The organism is Vibrio sp. M250220 (assembly GCF_036533795.1).
Taxonomy (GTDB): Bacteria; Pseudomonadota; Gammaproteobacteria; order Enterobacterales; family Vibrionaceae; genus Vibrio.
On record NZ_JATABI010000003.1, the window covers coordinates 49469 to 64570 of the forward strand.

Genomic DNA, 15102 nt, shown 5'->3' on the forward strand with positions numbered 1-15102 from the left:
TTTAATCTTGTCCTAATGTTCGATATTTTTCGCGCAAATTATTACGAATACTAATCGCAGTGAGATTCAGCCCTACAATCACTGTCACTAATAAAAAAGAGGTCGCATAAACCAGCGGTCTTGCACTTTCAATATTAGTGGTTTGAAAGCCAACGTCATAAATGTGAAAACCTAAGTGCATGAATTTACGTTCTAAATGCAAAAATGGGAACTGATTATCAACCGGCAGACTCGAAGCTAGTTTCACTACCCCGACTAACATTAAAGGAGCGACTTCTCCTGCCGCCCGCGCCACCGCCAGAATCAGGCCAGTGATGATTGTGGGACTCGCCATCGGCAATACAATTCGCCACATGGTTTCAAATTGCGTTGCGCCTAACGCCAATGAACCATGACGAACTGAGTTCGGAATTCGAGTTAAACCTTCTTCCGTTGCAACAATCACAACCGGTAGCGTTAACACGGCCAACGTCAGTGCAGACCATAGTAGCCCAGGCGTACCAAATGTCGGTGCTGGCAAACGCTCTTGGTAAAAGAGTGCGTCTATTGAACCACCTAAGCTATAAACAAAGAAACCAAGGCCAAAAACACCATACACAATGGATGGTACCCCAGCGAGATTAATCACAGCGACTCGAATCAAGCGAGTGAAAGAATTGTTCTTAGCATACTCATGAAGATATATCGCTGCAATGACACCAAGCGGCATAACGATAACAGACATGATCAGTACCAATAACACGGTTCCGAACATTGCAGGAAAAACCCCGCCTTCCGAGTTTGAATCACGAGGGTCTTCTGACAAGAACTTCCATACCTGCTTAGCCCAACGAGCTAGCTTTTCCAAAGTACTCATCTGATTCGGATACCAAATATCTAAGACTTGGTTCAGCGGAATCATCACTTGTTGCCCGGTCATATCTTCGACAATCATCCCCTGATTTGCCAGCTGACCGCGCAAGTAATCGAGTTTATTTTCGGCTGCTGCTAGAGCTTCAACATAACGACCACTCTGAGTTCGGTAAAGCGCTTCAAACTCATCATCTAGATTTCCATTCAAAGTGCGTTTGCGCTTTTCTAGTCTTAGTCGCTCAGCTTGAGCACTGATCACTCGGACATCGCCTTCAATTAGACGTTCAATCTCTTCGCGTAACTCATTGGCAAAATCCAAGCGGTCGCGAATCTCACTGGTTAAATCCGTTGATATTGTTCCATCTGGGTATAGATAGCCGATAGGATTCGCATAAAAATCACCATCGCGAACTCTCTCGATGACGGCCCACTTAGCGGGGGTTGCTGGCTCCTCAAGATCTATAGAAAGCAACGAAACAAAATCCGCATCGTAGAGATCGCGGTTAGCCACCTTAATATTTAAGCGCTTCACCACCCCCTTATCGATAGTTTCCTGAGGCAGTGCAACGTTCATCTCGGTTAAGTGACTAACTGGCACATATTCAGTCGCATAGATTTGCCCAACTAGAGTATTCCCCTGCGGAGTCTGCCACTGATACAAAGGCGCAGGCCAGAAATAGGAAAGTCCTTTCCAACCAATCAGCAGCAATAGCCCCAACACAGAAAGCAGGCTGACGCTAACTGCACCACCTGTTAACCATATCCATGGAGAGCCTGATTTAAACCACTTAATCACGTTGAACACTTCCTAAATTTTGATCGTTATAGTGAGCGATACTTTTCACGTAAACGTTGACGAACATATTCTGCTAAAGAGTTCACCGCAAAGGTAAATACCAACAATATCAGCGCCGCTAAAAACAACAAGCGATAGTGCGAACTGCCGACTTCAGACTCCGGCATCTCAACGGCAATGGTTGCTGATAACGTACGCATCCCTTCTAAAATATTCCAATCCATGATTGGTGTGTTACCTGTCGCCATTAACACAATCATGGTTTCACCTACCGCACGCCCTAACCCCATCATAATGGCAGAAAAAATACCTGGGCTGGCGGTCAATAACACAACGTGTATCAGCGTTTGCCATGATGTCGCCCCCAGAGCCAAAGAACCATCGGATAGATGTTTAGGTACAGAGAAAATCGCATCCTCCGCAATGGTAAATATCGTTGGTATCACCGCAAACCCCATCGCGAATCCCACCACGAGTGCATTTCGCTGGTCAAAATCGATACCATGCTCGGCAAGATAAACTCTAACATCACCTGAAAACAGTAACGCCTCGATGCTGCCACTTTGAGACAGAATAACCACAGTAAGGATAACAATCGCGGGCATTAGAATTGCGGCATGCCATCCATTAGAGAATCGTCCAGTCAACGCTTTAGGAAGACCATGCCAAACCAAACCAATCACTACCGTCGATAGAGGTAAGAAAATCATCAAGGCAACAACTGCGGCTAAGTGACTTTCGACAATAGGAGCAAACCACAAGCCGGCAAGGAAACCGATAATAACCGTCGGCAGTGCTTCCATCAATTCGATCGACGGCTTAACGATTCTACGCATTCTAGATGTCATGAAATACGCAGTATAGATGGCCCCCAATACTGCAATCGGCACAGCAAATAGCATCGCAAAAGCGGCAGCCTTCAACGTCCCAAATACAATCGGAACCAGACTAAATTTCGCTTCAAACTCTTCACTCGCCGACGTGGTTTGCCACACAAACTCCGGTTGCGCATAACTTTCATACCAGACTTGCTGCCACAGTGACGATAACGAAATTTCTGGATATGGGTTATCCACTACCGCAAGATCTAATGAACCGTCCGTTAGCGCAATGAGGTAAGTCTCATTGTTTGACATCGCGGCTATTTGCGGGGCTTTTTGATATGCACGCTCAAACATCACCAGCTTTTCGCTGGTCGTGTAGTGGCTCTGCACCGTACCGTTTATATAGAAGCTATAAAACCCTTTGCGATAACTATCTGGCAAAAGAAATTGCAATTCTGAGGCAAGGTTGAACTGGCGAATAAAGGTAAGTGAACGCTTACCTTCATTAATCACGTCGAACCACTGAGAGACCAAACCATCGCGGTAAGTAACCAGCAACGAGTATGCCCCAGAAAGTAAGTCAATATTCATCACTGAATGTTGAGGATTTCCCTGACTCAAGTCGACCACTTCATGCACTGCAAAATTTTGTGACTGACGAACCGCCACAATCAATTCAGAGCCAGAACGGAGGTAAAGAGTTTTACCATCTGGAGTTAGTATCAACTGTTCAAGGCTGGATATAGGCGATAGAAACGTAAACGACTTAACCTCGCTGCCATCTTGCCATCGGACCATAACCGTTTGGTCATCGTACCAACCAGCCAAGGTAAGGTCGTCACTATTCGCGAAGGCAAACTTTTTAAGATCATTCCCTTCGCGGTAAAGATTGAAGGGTAGAGACAACTCCGTCACGCTTGGTGAGAATTTACGGTTACCTTTTTGCAGCTCAAAATCTAAGTTAGGCTTGAACAGAGTCACTTCCCCTTGCTGGGAAGCATAAGCAAACCACCCAAGCACAGGGATGGTTTTAGCAAACAGATCACCCGAGTGCCCAAGTTGTTCAGAGAGTACAGGTTTCCGTTCAGAATCGGTTAACGACCAGAAATTGAGCTTACCTTGTGACGACAAGACAAAAGCATTTTCACCATAATCATCGACACCCGCCGCAAGAGCTTGCGTTGCTTGTATCTTTATCGACCGTACATTAGGTGTGAATTTTGCGTCACTAAACAGTGGCAAAACCATCATAGCAAGATAGACAAAAATCAGCACCAGTGCGGCAAGAACACCAACGCCACCAGCAGATACAGTGAAACGAACCAATCGATCTTTTATCAATCGCTTTCGATCACGTTCTCGCAAAGAAAATTCTGCCTGTGTCATTCCTGTCTCATACCTATTTTTATCCTAGGGTATAATATTTCTATAAGGTGACAATTATATTACAGTTCCCAATAAACAACTGAAAACAATGCAATAAAAATGTCATATAAACCCCTTAAGTTGCTATCCAAAGTGAGTGAGGAGGAGCTTCACTCGAGTCCGTCAAGTAGGTAATAGGGTAAGATCATGAGCACAGAGAAGCTGTATATTGAAAAGGAATTAAGTTGGCTTTCTTTTAACGAACGGGTCTTGCAAGAGGCGGCCGACAAACATGTGCCCCTGGTCGAACGAATTCGATTTCTTGGTATATTTTCCAATAACTTAGATGAATTCTATAAAGTACGATTTGCCGATGTCAAACGCCGAATTTTGATCAACCAAGAACGTGGCGGAAATGACAACTCCAAACATCTATTGACCAAAATGCAAACCAAAGCGCTGCGCCTTAATGAGCGCTTTGATGAGCTCTACGCGGACTTGATTCGTGATATGGCTCGAAGACGCATATTTCTTGTTAACGAAACTCAACTCAGTGAAGCGCAGCAAGTCTGGGTACGAAAATATTTTCGTCATCAGGTTCTGCCCCACATCACGCCCTTGATGCTTCGTGATGATATTGACGTTTTGCAGTTTCTCAAAGATGAATATGCCTATATCGCCGTTGAACTCGCACAACAGGAGCTCAACCAATACGCACTGATCGAAATCCCAACCGATCACCTGCCTCGTTTTGTGATGGTGCCTGAGCAGAAAGGAAAACGGCGTAAAACGATCATCTTGCTCGATAACATCATACGATATTGTCTAGATGAGCTTTTTAGCGGATTTTTTGAATATCAGAGCCTCAATGGCTACGCGATGAAAATGACTCGCGATGCAGAGTACGACTTGAGTCATGAGGTTGAATACAGCCTACTTGAACAGATGTCAGAAGGCGTAAGCCAACGTTTAACCGCTATGCCTGTGCGCTTCGTTTACGAAAGAGAAATGCCTAAGGAAATGCTCGATTTCTTATGCGAAAAGCTCAAAATATCAAACTACGACAGTTTGATTCCCGGTGGTCGTTATCACAACTTTAAAGACTTTATTGCTTTTCCTAACGTCGGCCGAGACTACTTAGAAAACAAGCCGTTACCGCCAATGGAGTGTGCGGACTTTGAAGGGTACGCCAACAAATTTGACGCCATCAAGGCGCAAGATATTTTGCTCCACTACCCTTACCATACCTTTGAACATATCAGTGAATTGGTACGTCAAGCATCGTTCGACCCGAAAGTGCTAAGTATAAAGATCAATATTTATCGCGTCGCCAAAGACTCGCGTTTAATGAACTCGCTTATCGATGCCGTACACAATGGAAAAAGCGTTACGGTAGTCGTCGAACTTCAAGCGCGTTTTGATGAAGAAGCGAATATCGAATGGTCACGCGTTTTGACGGATGCTGGCGTAGAAGTACTCTTTGGTGTTCCAGGCCTGAAAATTCACTCCAAGCTGCTACTGATAAGTCGTCGAGAAGAGGACGACATTGTGCGTTATGCGCATATTGGTACGGGTAACTTTCACGAGAAAACCGCTCGAATCTACACCGATTTTTCGCTATTAACCGCCGATCCAGAACTCACCAACGAAGTGAGTAAAGTCTTTGGCTACATTGAGAACCCGTACCGACCTATTAGGTTTAATCACCTCATCGTCTCGCCAAGGAACTCCCGTAAACAACTCTATCGCCTCATCGATACCGAGATAACCAACGCTCAAGAGGGCAAAAAGGCTGCGATTACGCTCAAAGTCAACAATCTGGTAGACAAAGGCTTAGTCAATAGACTCTACGAAGCCAGTTCAGCAGGCGTTGAAATTAAAATGATCATCCGCGGAATGTGTTCACTTGTTCCTGGTGTCGAGGGAGCCAGCGACAATATCAGAATCATCAGTATCGTTGATCGATTCCTTGAGCACCCTCGAGTGCTGATCACCCATAACGCTGGTGATCCTCAGGTCTACATCTCATCCGCTGACTGGATGACGCGAAATATTGATTATCGTATAGAGGTCACAGCGCCAGTCCGTGACCAACGACTTAAACAGCGCATTATTGATATCATTAACATCCATTTTACCGATACAGTAAAAGCGAGATGGATCGATAAAGAGATGAGCAATCACTATGTGCCGCGTGGAAACCGCAAGAAAGTACGCTCGCAGATTGCCATTTACGACTATCTTAAACAGGTAGAAAGACAAACTAGGAATCAGAAACGCAAAGCACAGTTACATACCCAACTTGAGCAGTAGCTTTGCTGATGTTGGTAAGGGCCCCATCACTCTATACACGCAGTGAAGGGGGTAAGCGCCAAGTGTGTACGCGACTTATTTAGGTTGGAATAGAATGACTCAGAATCCGGAAATACGAGATGTTGCTGCCATTGACTTAGGCTCAAACAGCTTTCATATGGTCGTGGCAAGAGTAGTTGAACAGGATTTGCAATTAGTCAGCCGCCACAAGCAAAGAGTTAGACTTGCAGCTGGGTTAGACGCACTTAAAAACTTAGATAACGCCTCAATGCAACGCGGATTAGAATGCCTCGCAATGTTCGCTGAACGTATCCAAGGCTTTGATCCTGATAACGTTCGGATTGCCGCCACTCATACTCTGCGCCAAGCCAACAACGCACATATTTTTCTTCAACGAGCTCGAGATGTTCTGCCCTTCCCAATTGAGATCATTCCTGGTGTTGAAGAAGCGCGTTTGATTTATCTGGGGGTGGCTCACACTCAACCAGAATCAGACTCCAAACTCGTGGTTGATATTGGTGGTGGCAGTACAGAGTTGGTTATTGGTAAGGGGTTTGAACCCGAACTGATCAACAGTAAACAAATGGGCTGCGTCAGCTATACCAAACGTTTTTTCACAGATGATAAGTTATCCAGTAGCAATTTCACCAAAGCGACGCTGTTGGCTGAGCAAAAGCTTGAATCTATCGCTCATCGTTACCGCCGCACTGGCTGGGAAGTCGCGTTCGGATCTTCAGGAACCATCAAAGCGATCAAAGAGGTTCTGATTGGTCTTGGTCATGAAGATGGAATCATTACCAGCAAGCGTCTATCAAAACTGACTGAAACATTGTGCCAGTGGGAAACCATTGATGAGATCGAACTATCAGGGTTAACACCTGAAAGAAAACCCGTTTTCGCCGCAGGTGTGGCAATACTTAGCGCTGTCTTCCAAAGTCTGAAGATCAATGAAATGCACTTCTCAGAGGGTGCACTACGTGAAGGTTTGCTCTTTGAGATGGAAGATAGTTTTAAACGCTCAGATATTCGCATGCGCACGACGGAAAATCTCGCCAGTAAACATCTGGTTGATCTCGAACACGCGGCTAAAATTAAAGGCCACGCGAGTGAATTTCTCCAGCAAGTACACAAACAGCTCGGCATAAAGAAAAGCAGCGAGTTGTTTGACCTACTCCAATGGAGCGCACTACTGCATGAAGTGGGATTAAACATCAGCCTACAAGCTTTTCATCGTCACTCAGCATACATTCTACGCAACACTTACATGCCTGGTTTCAACCAAGAACAGCAGCGTGTTCTCGCCACTCTGGTACGTTTTCAGCGTAAATCGCTCAAGCTAAATGAGATGGAAGAGTTCACTCTGTTTAAGAAAAAGCACATTGTAGGTCTGATTCGTATCCTCCGTCTCGCCATTTTGCTCAATGGTCAACGAAACGACGATCCCCTGCCGAACCTTTCGATCACGATTGATGGAGAGCAATGGAAAATTTCTTCCACTAATGATCAATGGCTTGAAGAGAATAAACTGCTACACGCGGATTTACTGACCGAACAAGATTATTGGACGAGTGCAGGATGGGAACTAGTTTTCTAAACCTACTTTAGCAAGCTCTTTTTTGGCTATCAGTGGTGAAATAGGCACATAGCCTTCTTTTTCAACTAAAGCTTGCCCCTGACTGGAGAACATGAAACGAACAAATTCTCGTTCAATGGGGCTCAACGGTTTGAAAGGGTGCTTGTTTACATATACATAGAGGTAGCGCGAAAGTGGGTACTTACCAGAAAGAATGTTTTCTTGGCTCGCCTCTATATAGTTGTCACCCGACTTAGCGATCGGTAATAGTTTCACACGCGAGACTTTGTAACCCACTCCCGAGTAACCAATGGTATTGATTGCCGAGCCGACAGACTGTACTACCGATGCCGAACCGGGTTGCTCGTTAACGCTATTTTTAAAATCGCCACCACACAAAGCATTCTTTTTGAAATATCCATAAGTCCCTGATACAGAGTTACGTCCAAACATCTGCATCCCTCGCCTACTCCACTGGTAATCCAGTCCTAAGTCAGCCCAAGTTGAGACCGACTCAGTCGCCCCACAGCGCAGCGTGGCAGAAAAAATACTATCGAGCTGATAAAAGTTCAGCCCTTTGATTGGGTTGTCACGATGAACAAAGATGCCGATGGCATCGATCGCGACTCTCAGTTCTGTTGGCTTATAACCATTTTCACGTTCGAAGGCCTCGATTTCCCGCTTTAACATCGGTCGACTCATGGGGCCAAACTGAGCAATGCGCTCTGTCAATGCAGGAGGGGCAGTTGAAGAGCCGGATGCCTGCACCTGACCATTGACACTTGGGTAGAGCGATTTAAATTCTTCAACCCATGACGTGGTCATTCCGGCCAAAGTGTCAGAGCCAACCGTCGTCAGTTCACCGGTAATTCCAGCCACCTTATTGTAATTAGGTAAAGCCGTACTCCCAGCCCAGCTAGGTACTGAACTGAGTAATGAAAGCCATGCAACGACAAGTAAGCTTCTCATCGTTTAACCACTAAACGCGATGGCAGAGTGAAAGAAAACTTACTGCCAACCCCAACCTCACTACTGATTTCCAAATGCGAATCATGGTGGCTCAAGGCATGCTTCACAATCGCAAGACCAAGACCACTACCGCCGGTATCACGTGACCGCGCTTTATCTACTCGATAGAAACGTTCAGTCAATCGGTGTAAATGTTGAGGTTCGATACCATCTCCACTGTCTTCAACTTCAAGGTGAGCACCTTGAGATGTCTTGTACCAACGAACATGAATATCCGCGCCCGCGGGGGTATACTTGACGGCATTGTAGACCAAGTTAGAGATGGCACTGCGTAGCTGATCATCGTCACCAAGTACATGTAATTCGCTATCAACGTCAAAAGAGAGCTTATGCCCGTGGTCACCGCTTAAACTAGCGGCCTCTTTTTCTAGAACTTCCAGCATCGCCGGAACGTTGACCACATCTTCAAGTTCAAGTGTCGAAGAGGCTTCAATTTTTGACAGAGTCAGTAACTGATTAACAAGAGTATTCATCCGATTCAACTGCTCAGTCATAACTCCATGGGCTTTGCTCCACATAGGACCGGCAACAATATCCGGATCTTCCGTCATTTCCAGATAGCCCTGTAGCACTGTCATCGGGGTACGCAACTCATGGGAAACATTGGCAAAAAAGTTGCGACGCATACCTTCTAACTGCTGCAACTGAGTAATGTCACGCACCACCATCAGATGCTCCCCTTCCATATATGGCACGATACGTAGTTCGATCATACGATCCACATTAAGCGGTGAGCGCATCTCTAATGGTTCAGAATAATCTTGCTTGTTAAGATAATGAATGAAGTCTGGTGTTCGGACTAAGTTAGAAATGGGTTGTCCTGAATCATCAGGCCAACGAAAACCAAGTAAATGTTGTGCAAGCTTGTTGCACCATACAATGTTGCCTTCACTACGAAAAACAACTACCGCATCAGGTAATGATTCAGCACCATTACGGAAACGACGGATTAATTTGGTTAGCTCTTTACGCTTTTTACGCTGCCGCTGTTGTAAGCGATAGATGCCGTTAAACAAAGATTCCCAGTTGCCTGTACCGGAGGGCGGTGTCAGACGTTTTTCATCCCACAACCATGCCGATAAACGCATTTGATTGTTTAAATGCCATACAAGCTGCAAAACCGTGGCTGCAAAAAGCAACCACGGCATATAACCGAAAATCCAGCCGACAATCACCCAAGGGGTGTAAAGGAAAACCAACTGCCAAGCTAATTTTTTCCACGTTAACCGTTCTACCACCTACATCTCCACCGGTATTATATTTTACGCCTTAGTCGAGAAGCGATAGCCAGCGCCACGCACTGTCTGAATCAACTTGTCATGCCCTGCACTTTCCAAAGCTTTACGCAGTCTACGGATATGAACATCAACGGTACGGTCTTCAACGTAGACATTGGTACCCCATACGTTATTAAGTAGCTGTTCACGGCTGTAAACTCGCTCTTGATGGGTCATAAAGAAGTGCAGCATCTTAAACTCGGTAGGCCCCATATCAAGCGCTTGATCGTTAGCCATAACACGGTGGGATACGGGATCCAATTTCAGACCTTGGACATCAATAACATCTTCAAGCGCCGTCGGCGTAACACGTCGAATTACCGCTTTCAGTCTGGCAACCAACTCTTTAGGTGAGAATGGCTTAGTGATGTAATCATCGGCTCCAACTTCTAGACCACGCACCTTATCTTCTTCTTCACCGCGCGCTGTCAGCATCACCACAGGAATATTACGCGTTAACTCTTCACGCTTCATATGCTTGATGAAGTTGATGCCGCTGCCGCCTGGAAGCATCCAGTCAAGCAGGACGAGATCTGGGAAGGGTTCTGCTAGTTTAGTTACCGCAGTTTCGTAATCTTGCGCTTCGACTGTTTGGTAACCTTTCTGTTCAAGGACAAAGCAGAGCATGTCACGGATCGGTGCTTCATCCTCGACAACTAGAATCCTTCTAGACATAACTGTATAACCTTATATTAGTTGAGCTTTCTCAATAAGTAAGGCAGTGAAACCGCCTTCTGATGCATAGGCATTATTACTAGCAATTATGACACTTTTGTGACCTTTGAAAACTAATTTTCATATAACTTTCATTCCACTATTGCGTGTTTGCTGTAAGACAAATAAAGCAAAAGTCTTTATGATGAGCCGTCAAATTTAGCTATAGAGAAAAAGTATGTGGTTTAAGAACTGTCTAGTTTACCGATTTAATCGTGAAATCGAATTCAACGCTGACCAACTAGAGAAACAACTTCAAGAGTTTCGCTTTACTCCATGTGGCAGTCAGGACAAAACCAAATTTGGTTGGGTTACTGCGATGGGTAAACATGGCGATATGATGACGCATGTCTCTGAAAACCGTATTCTTATCTGCGCAAAGAAAGAAGAGAAAATGCTGCCAGCTTCCGTGATTAAAGATTCACTGAATGCCAAAATTGAAGCAATGGAAGCTCAGGAAGGCCGCCCTCTCAAGAAGAAAGAAAAGGATAACCTCAAGGAAGACATCGTCATAGATTTGCTACCGCGCGCTTTCAGTCGCAGCAACTATACCAATGTCGTTATTTTGCCTAATGAAGGTTTTATTCTTGTTGATGCTAGTAGCTACAAAAAAGCAGAAGATGTCCTTGCTCTATTGCGTAAAACGATGGGCAGCTTACCTGTCGTCCCAGCCATTCCTGAGACCGCAGTAGAAACGACGTTAACAGAGTGGGTAAAAACAGGTAACACTCCAGCTGGCATTCAGATGCTGGATGAGGCCGAGCTAAAATCTGTGCTTGAAGAAGGTGGTGTCATTCGCTGTAAGAAGCAAGAACTGACCGCGGATGAAATTCGCAGCCATATCGATGCTGGTAAGGTAGTAACCAAACTGGCTTTATGGTGGCAAGAGCGCCTTGAATTTATTTTAGCGGAAGATGGCAGCATCAAACGCCTCAAGTTCTCAGATGAGCTAAAAGACCAAAACGACGATATTCCTCGTGAAGATCAAGCGGCACGTTTCGATGCAGATTTTTCACTGATGTGCGGCGAGCTAAGCGCTTTCCTACCCAACCTCTATGAATGCTTAGGTGGCTTACCTCACCCTAACGCATAACGTACTTTCTATAAACGCCCGACTCACAGGGCGTTTTTTAATTGCCTTTCTGAAAGCTTTTCCTAGTCACAAGTCACGTTTTGACGTAAAATTTGCGCCCCTTTACTTCCACTAGGTGGGAGTAACCTGACTTGAGATCAGACTAGAGAAAAAGACAATGACTACTGAGAAAGCATTCGTACCAGAGCTACTGTCACCAGCAGGCAGCCTAAAAAACATGCGTTACGCATTTGCCTATGGCGCAGACGCAGTGTATGCAGGTCAACCTCGCTACAGCCTTCGTGTACGTAACAACGAATTCAACCACGAAAACCTAAAAATTGGTATCGATGAAGCACATGCCCTAGGCAAAAAGCTTTACGTTGTATGTAACATCCAACCACACAACTCTAAGCTAAAAACCTTCATCCGCGACCTTAAACCAGTGGTCGAAATGGGCCCTGACGCACTTATCATGTCAGACCCTGGCCTAATCATGATGGTTCGTGAAGCCTTCCCTGAAATGCCAATTCACCTGTCTGTACAGGCGAACGCAGTAAACTGGGCAACAGTTAAGTTCTGGGCAGCGAACGGCGTTGAGCGTGTGATTGTGTCTCGTGAGCTTTCTCTAGAAGAGATCGAAGAGATCCGTGAACACTGTCCTGAAACGGAGCTAGAAGTTTTCGTTCACGGTGCACTGTGTATGGCTTACTCTGGCCGCTGCCTACTGTCTGGCTACATCAACAAACGTGATCCTAACCAAGGTACATGTACGAACGCATGTCGTTGGGAATACAAGGTTGAGCAAGGCAAAGAGAACGACACTGGCGATATCGTTGAGAAGTTCGACCCTGCTCAAGCACAAGCGGTTGAAGTCCAAGACGAGCGTCCAGAAACGACCATTGGTCGTGGAAAACCAACCGATGAAGTTGTGTTACTGTCTGAAGCGCACCGTCCAGAAGAGAAGATGGCCGCGTATGAAGATGAGCATGGCACTTACATCATGAACTCTAAAGACCTACGTGCGGTTCAACACGTAGAGCGTCTGACGAAGATGGGGGTTCACTCACTTAAAATCGAAGGCCGTACTAAGTCTTTCTACTACTGTGCACGTACTGCTCAGGTTTACCGCAAAGCGATCGATGACGCTGTTGCTGGCAAACCATTTGATGAGAGCCTAATGGGTACACTAGAGAGCTTGGCACACCGTGGTTACACGGAAGGTTTCCTACGTCGTCACACTCATGATGCATACCAAAACTATGACTACGGTTACTCGGTATCTGACGCTCAGCAGTTCGTGGGAGAGTTCACAGGTAAACGTCGTGGTGACCTTGCAGAAGTAGAAGTGAAGAACAAATTCGTTGTTGGTGACAGCTTAGAGCTAATGACACCAAAAGGTAACGTTATCTTCACGCTTGAAGCGATGGAAAACCGTAAATCAGAGCAAATCGAAGACGCAAAAGGAAATGGCCATTTCGTATTCATTCCAGTACCACAAGATATGGGTCTGGAATACGGCCTGTTAATGCGTAACCTAAATGCAGGTCAGGATACCCGTAACCCAACGGGTAAGTAATCATGGCATTGCTCATTACTGACAAGTGCATTAACTGCGATATGTGTGACCCTGAGTGCCCAAATGGTGCTATTTCTATGGGTGACTCTATCTTTGAAATCGATCCTGATTTATGTACTGAATGTAAAGGCCACTACGAGAAGCCTACGTGTCAGTCAGTATGCCCGATAACAAAGTGTATCATTACTGACCCTAATCACGTTGAAACCGAAGAAGAGTTACTGGAGAAATTCGTGATTATTCAAGGTTTAGCCTAAGCAATAACCGATATTAATACGCCGCTCACATTGAGCGGCGTTTTTATATCAGTTAGATATTATCGAGCAATTGCTGACATTGAATCGGTAGCACCTTTGGCTTTATCTTCGTTTGAGTAGCTGCAACCTTTGGCGCTGCCGGTTTGGGCTGAGGCTTCCAACTGGCCAACTCTGATCCACAACCGTCTCCCACAGGAGGCTCAGGTTGCGACTGACAGTTTTTGCTGTCTTGCGGGCATTTCAGTCGTACATGCATGTGGTAGTGATGGCCCCACCACGGCCTTACCTTTCTCAGCCATTCTCGATTCTCAGTTTCTTCCGAGACGCACAGTTTTTGTTTAATCACAGGATGGACAAAGATGCGTGCAATTTGCTGATCGTTCGCGGCCAGTTTCATCAAAGTGAAATGACGTTCGTCCCAGTTATCTTGTAACAGTTGGTACTGCTCAAGGTTAACGACACTTAACGGTTGTGGCTCGGATAACTGCTGAGATGACAACATTTCATCAGCCAGTTTTAACCAGATATCAATATCTAATCCAGTTTGATGGCTGGAGTGTCCTGAAGAGAAGCGTCCCCCCTGAGGCAGGGACATATCGCCAATCAGAATGTTGGTTGAGAGTTGTTGTTGCGATTGAACCGCTAACCGCTCAATAAAGCGAATGGTTTCAGGATGACCGTAATATCGAGCACGTTGACTACGTAGCACCTGATAGCCTTGCCCCTCTAACGGTAGAGAAGCTCCGCCAGCCAAGCAGCCATTCGCATAGCTACCAATCGCTTGAGATGGTTGAATAGATGGGGATGAGACTTGCTCCCATGGGTTAGCTAGTAAGATAGTAGGAGCAAGCAGCAACAAAGAGAAAATAAGCACGCGGCATTTGGTGCTCTTATGGCGACTTCCCATCATAAACTCCTTGCTGCTTTGCACTCAGTGGAAACTAATAGTGTTCCCCGTTATCGTAGTAGCCTTGAGGGTTCAACGCGCTAAAGATCACTGCGACGTTAACATCTTCGCCGATAATACCGCGAACCTGAGCGGTAATGATTTTTGCGACGGCATCTTGCGTCTCTTGACCTCGATCGAACCAAAGCACTTCAACAAATGGATAAGCTGAGCTGACCTCTCCCTCATGGTAGAAGGTCGTGTAGATGTATTCAAAGGTAAAATCTTCACGAGGAGAGTCCATTAGAGGCTGAAGAGCGTCAATTAGAGATTTAGAAAGTGTTTGAACTGTTTGCGGTTCAACGGCGCGAAAACGTAAATGTGGCATATATTACCTCCTCAAAACTAATTTGCTCCATCATACCAAGTTCCAAAGAAATCTCTTACTATCAATCGTTCAATCTTGACTAAGCGTCAGCGTAATAAGCTCCCCATCGCTACTCAATCTAGCTCGCCACTCACCGTTTTGCCAGATTAACCTCCTATGGGTATGCTGCGGAAATCG

12 protein-coding genes are annotated in these 15102 nt (G+C 45.6%); 5 read left to right on the top strand and 7 right to left on the bottom strand.

Annotated elements, in window-relative coordinates:
* Window position 1: 1 nt before the first annotated feature.
* On the bottom strand, window positions 2–1648 hold the full coding sequence (pstA, locus tag QTN94_RS01850; protein WP_331426672.1) for a phosphate ABC transporter permease PstA: 1647 nt from the start codon (window positions 1646–1648) through the stop codon (window positions 2–4).
* 26 nt (window positions 1649–1674) lie between these two features.
* Entirely contained in the window at window positions 1675–3858 is a 2184-nt protein-coding gene (locus tag QTN94_RS01855; protein ID WP_331426674.1) for an ABC transporter permease subunit, read from the bottom strand.
* Between the two features lie 186 nt (window positions 3859–4044).
* Here QTN94_RS01855 and ppk1 point away from each other — a divergent pair, with 186 nt between their 5' ends.
* Complete coding sequence (gene ppk1 / locus QTN94_RS01860; protein ID WP_331416516.1) at window positions 4045–6150, top strand: polyphosphate kinase 1; 2106 nt, start codon at window positions 4045–4047, stop codon at window positions 6148–6150.
* A gap of 94 nt (window positions 6151–6244) precedes the next feature.
* Window positions 6245–7744: an exopolyphosphatase gene (gene ppx / locus QTN94_RS01865; protein ID WP_331416515.1), complete on the top strand. Its 1500-nt coding sequence runs from the start codon at window positions 6245–6247 to the stop codon at window positions 7742–7744.
* Here the strand turns inward: ppx and QTN94_RS01870 are convergent.
* Genes QTN94_RS01870 through phoB form a run of 3 tightly spaced genes read right to left on the bottom strand, consistent with a single transcriptional unit; the run spans window position 7733 to window position 10704 of the window.
* Entirely contained in the window at window positions 7733–8692 is a 960-nt protein-coding gene (locus QTN94_RS01870) for a PstS family phosphate ABC transporter substrate-binding protein (RefSeq protein WP_331416514.1), read from the bottom strand. The two genes, ppx and QTN94_RS01870, sit on opposite strands and share 12 nt — an antisense overlap.
* Complete coding sequence (gene phoR, locus QTN94_RS01875; RefSeq protein WP_331416513.1) at window positions 8689–9990, bottom strand: phosphate regulon sensor histidine kinase PhoR; 1302 nt, start codon at window positions 9988–9990, stop codon at window positions 8689–8691. The genes QTN94_RS01870 and phoR overlap by 4 nt, the downstream gene beginning before the upstream one ends.
* Before the next feature lie 24 nt (window positions 9991–10014).
* Window positions 10015–10704 (bottom strand): phosphate regulon transcriptional regulator PhoB, encoded by a 690-nt coding sequence (gene phoB, locus QTN94_RS01880; protein ID WP_331416512.1) that lies wholly within the window; start codon window positions 10702–10704, stop codon window positions 10015–10017.
* Window positions 10705–10921: 217 nt separating this feature from the next.
* On the opposite strand from phoB, the gene rdgC reads away from it, so the two are divergent.
* The 3 genes from rdgC to QTN94_RS01895 all read left to right on the top strand — a co-directional run bounded on the left by rdgC (window position 10922) and on the right by QTN94_RS01895 (window position 13651).
* Entirely contained in the window at window positions 10922–11836 is a 915-nt protein-coding gene (gene rdgC / locus QTN94_RS01885; RefSeq protein ID WP_138970463.1) for a recombination-associated protein RdgC, read from the top strand.
* Between the two features lie 157 nt (window positions 11837–11993).
* Complete coding sequence (gene trhP, locus QTN94_RS01890) at window positions 11994–13394, top strand: prephenate-dependent tRNA uridine(34) hydroxylase TrhP (RefSeq protein ID WP_331426675.1); 1401 nt, start codon at window positions 11994–11996, stop codon at window positions 13392–13394.
* A 2-nt stretch (window positions 13395–13396) separates the two neighbouring features.
* A complete protein-coding gene (locus tag QTN94_RS01895; RefSeq protein WP_045953980.1) occupies window positions 13397–13651 on the top strand; it encodes a YfhL family 4Fe-4S dicluster ferredoxin in 255 nt (84 codons plus the stop codon).
* 52 nt (window positions 13652–13703) lie between these two features.
* On the opposite strand, the gene mepA is transcribed toward QTN94_RS01895, so the two are convergent.
* A complete protein-coding gene (gene mepA, locus QTN94_RS01900) occupies window positions 13704–14558 on the bottom strand; it encodes a penicillin-insensitive murein endopeptidase (RefSeq protein ID WP_331426714.1) in 855 nt (284 codons plus the stop codon).
* Between the two features lie 34 nt (window positions 14559–14592).
* Window positions 14593–14925, bottom strand: a complete 333-nt coding sequence (locus tag QTN94_RS01905; RefSeq protein ID WP_331416509.1) for a DUF1904 domain-containing protein — start codon at window positions 14923–14925, stop codon at window positions 14593–14595.
* Between the last annotated feature and the right edge of the window lie 177 nt (window positions 14926–15102).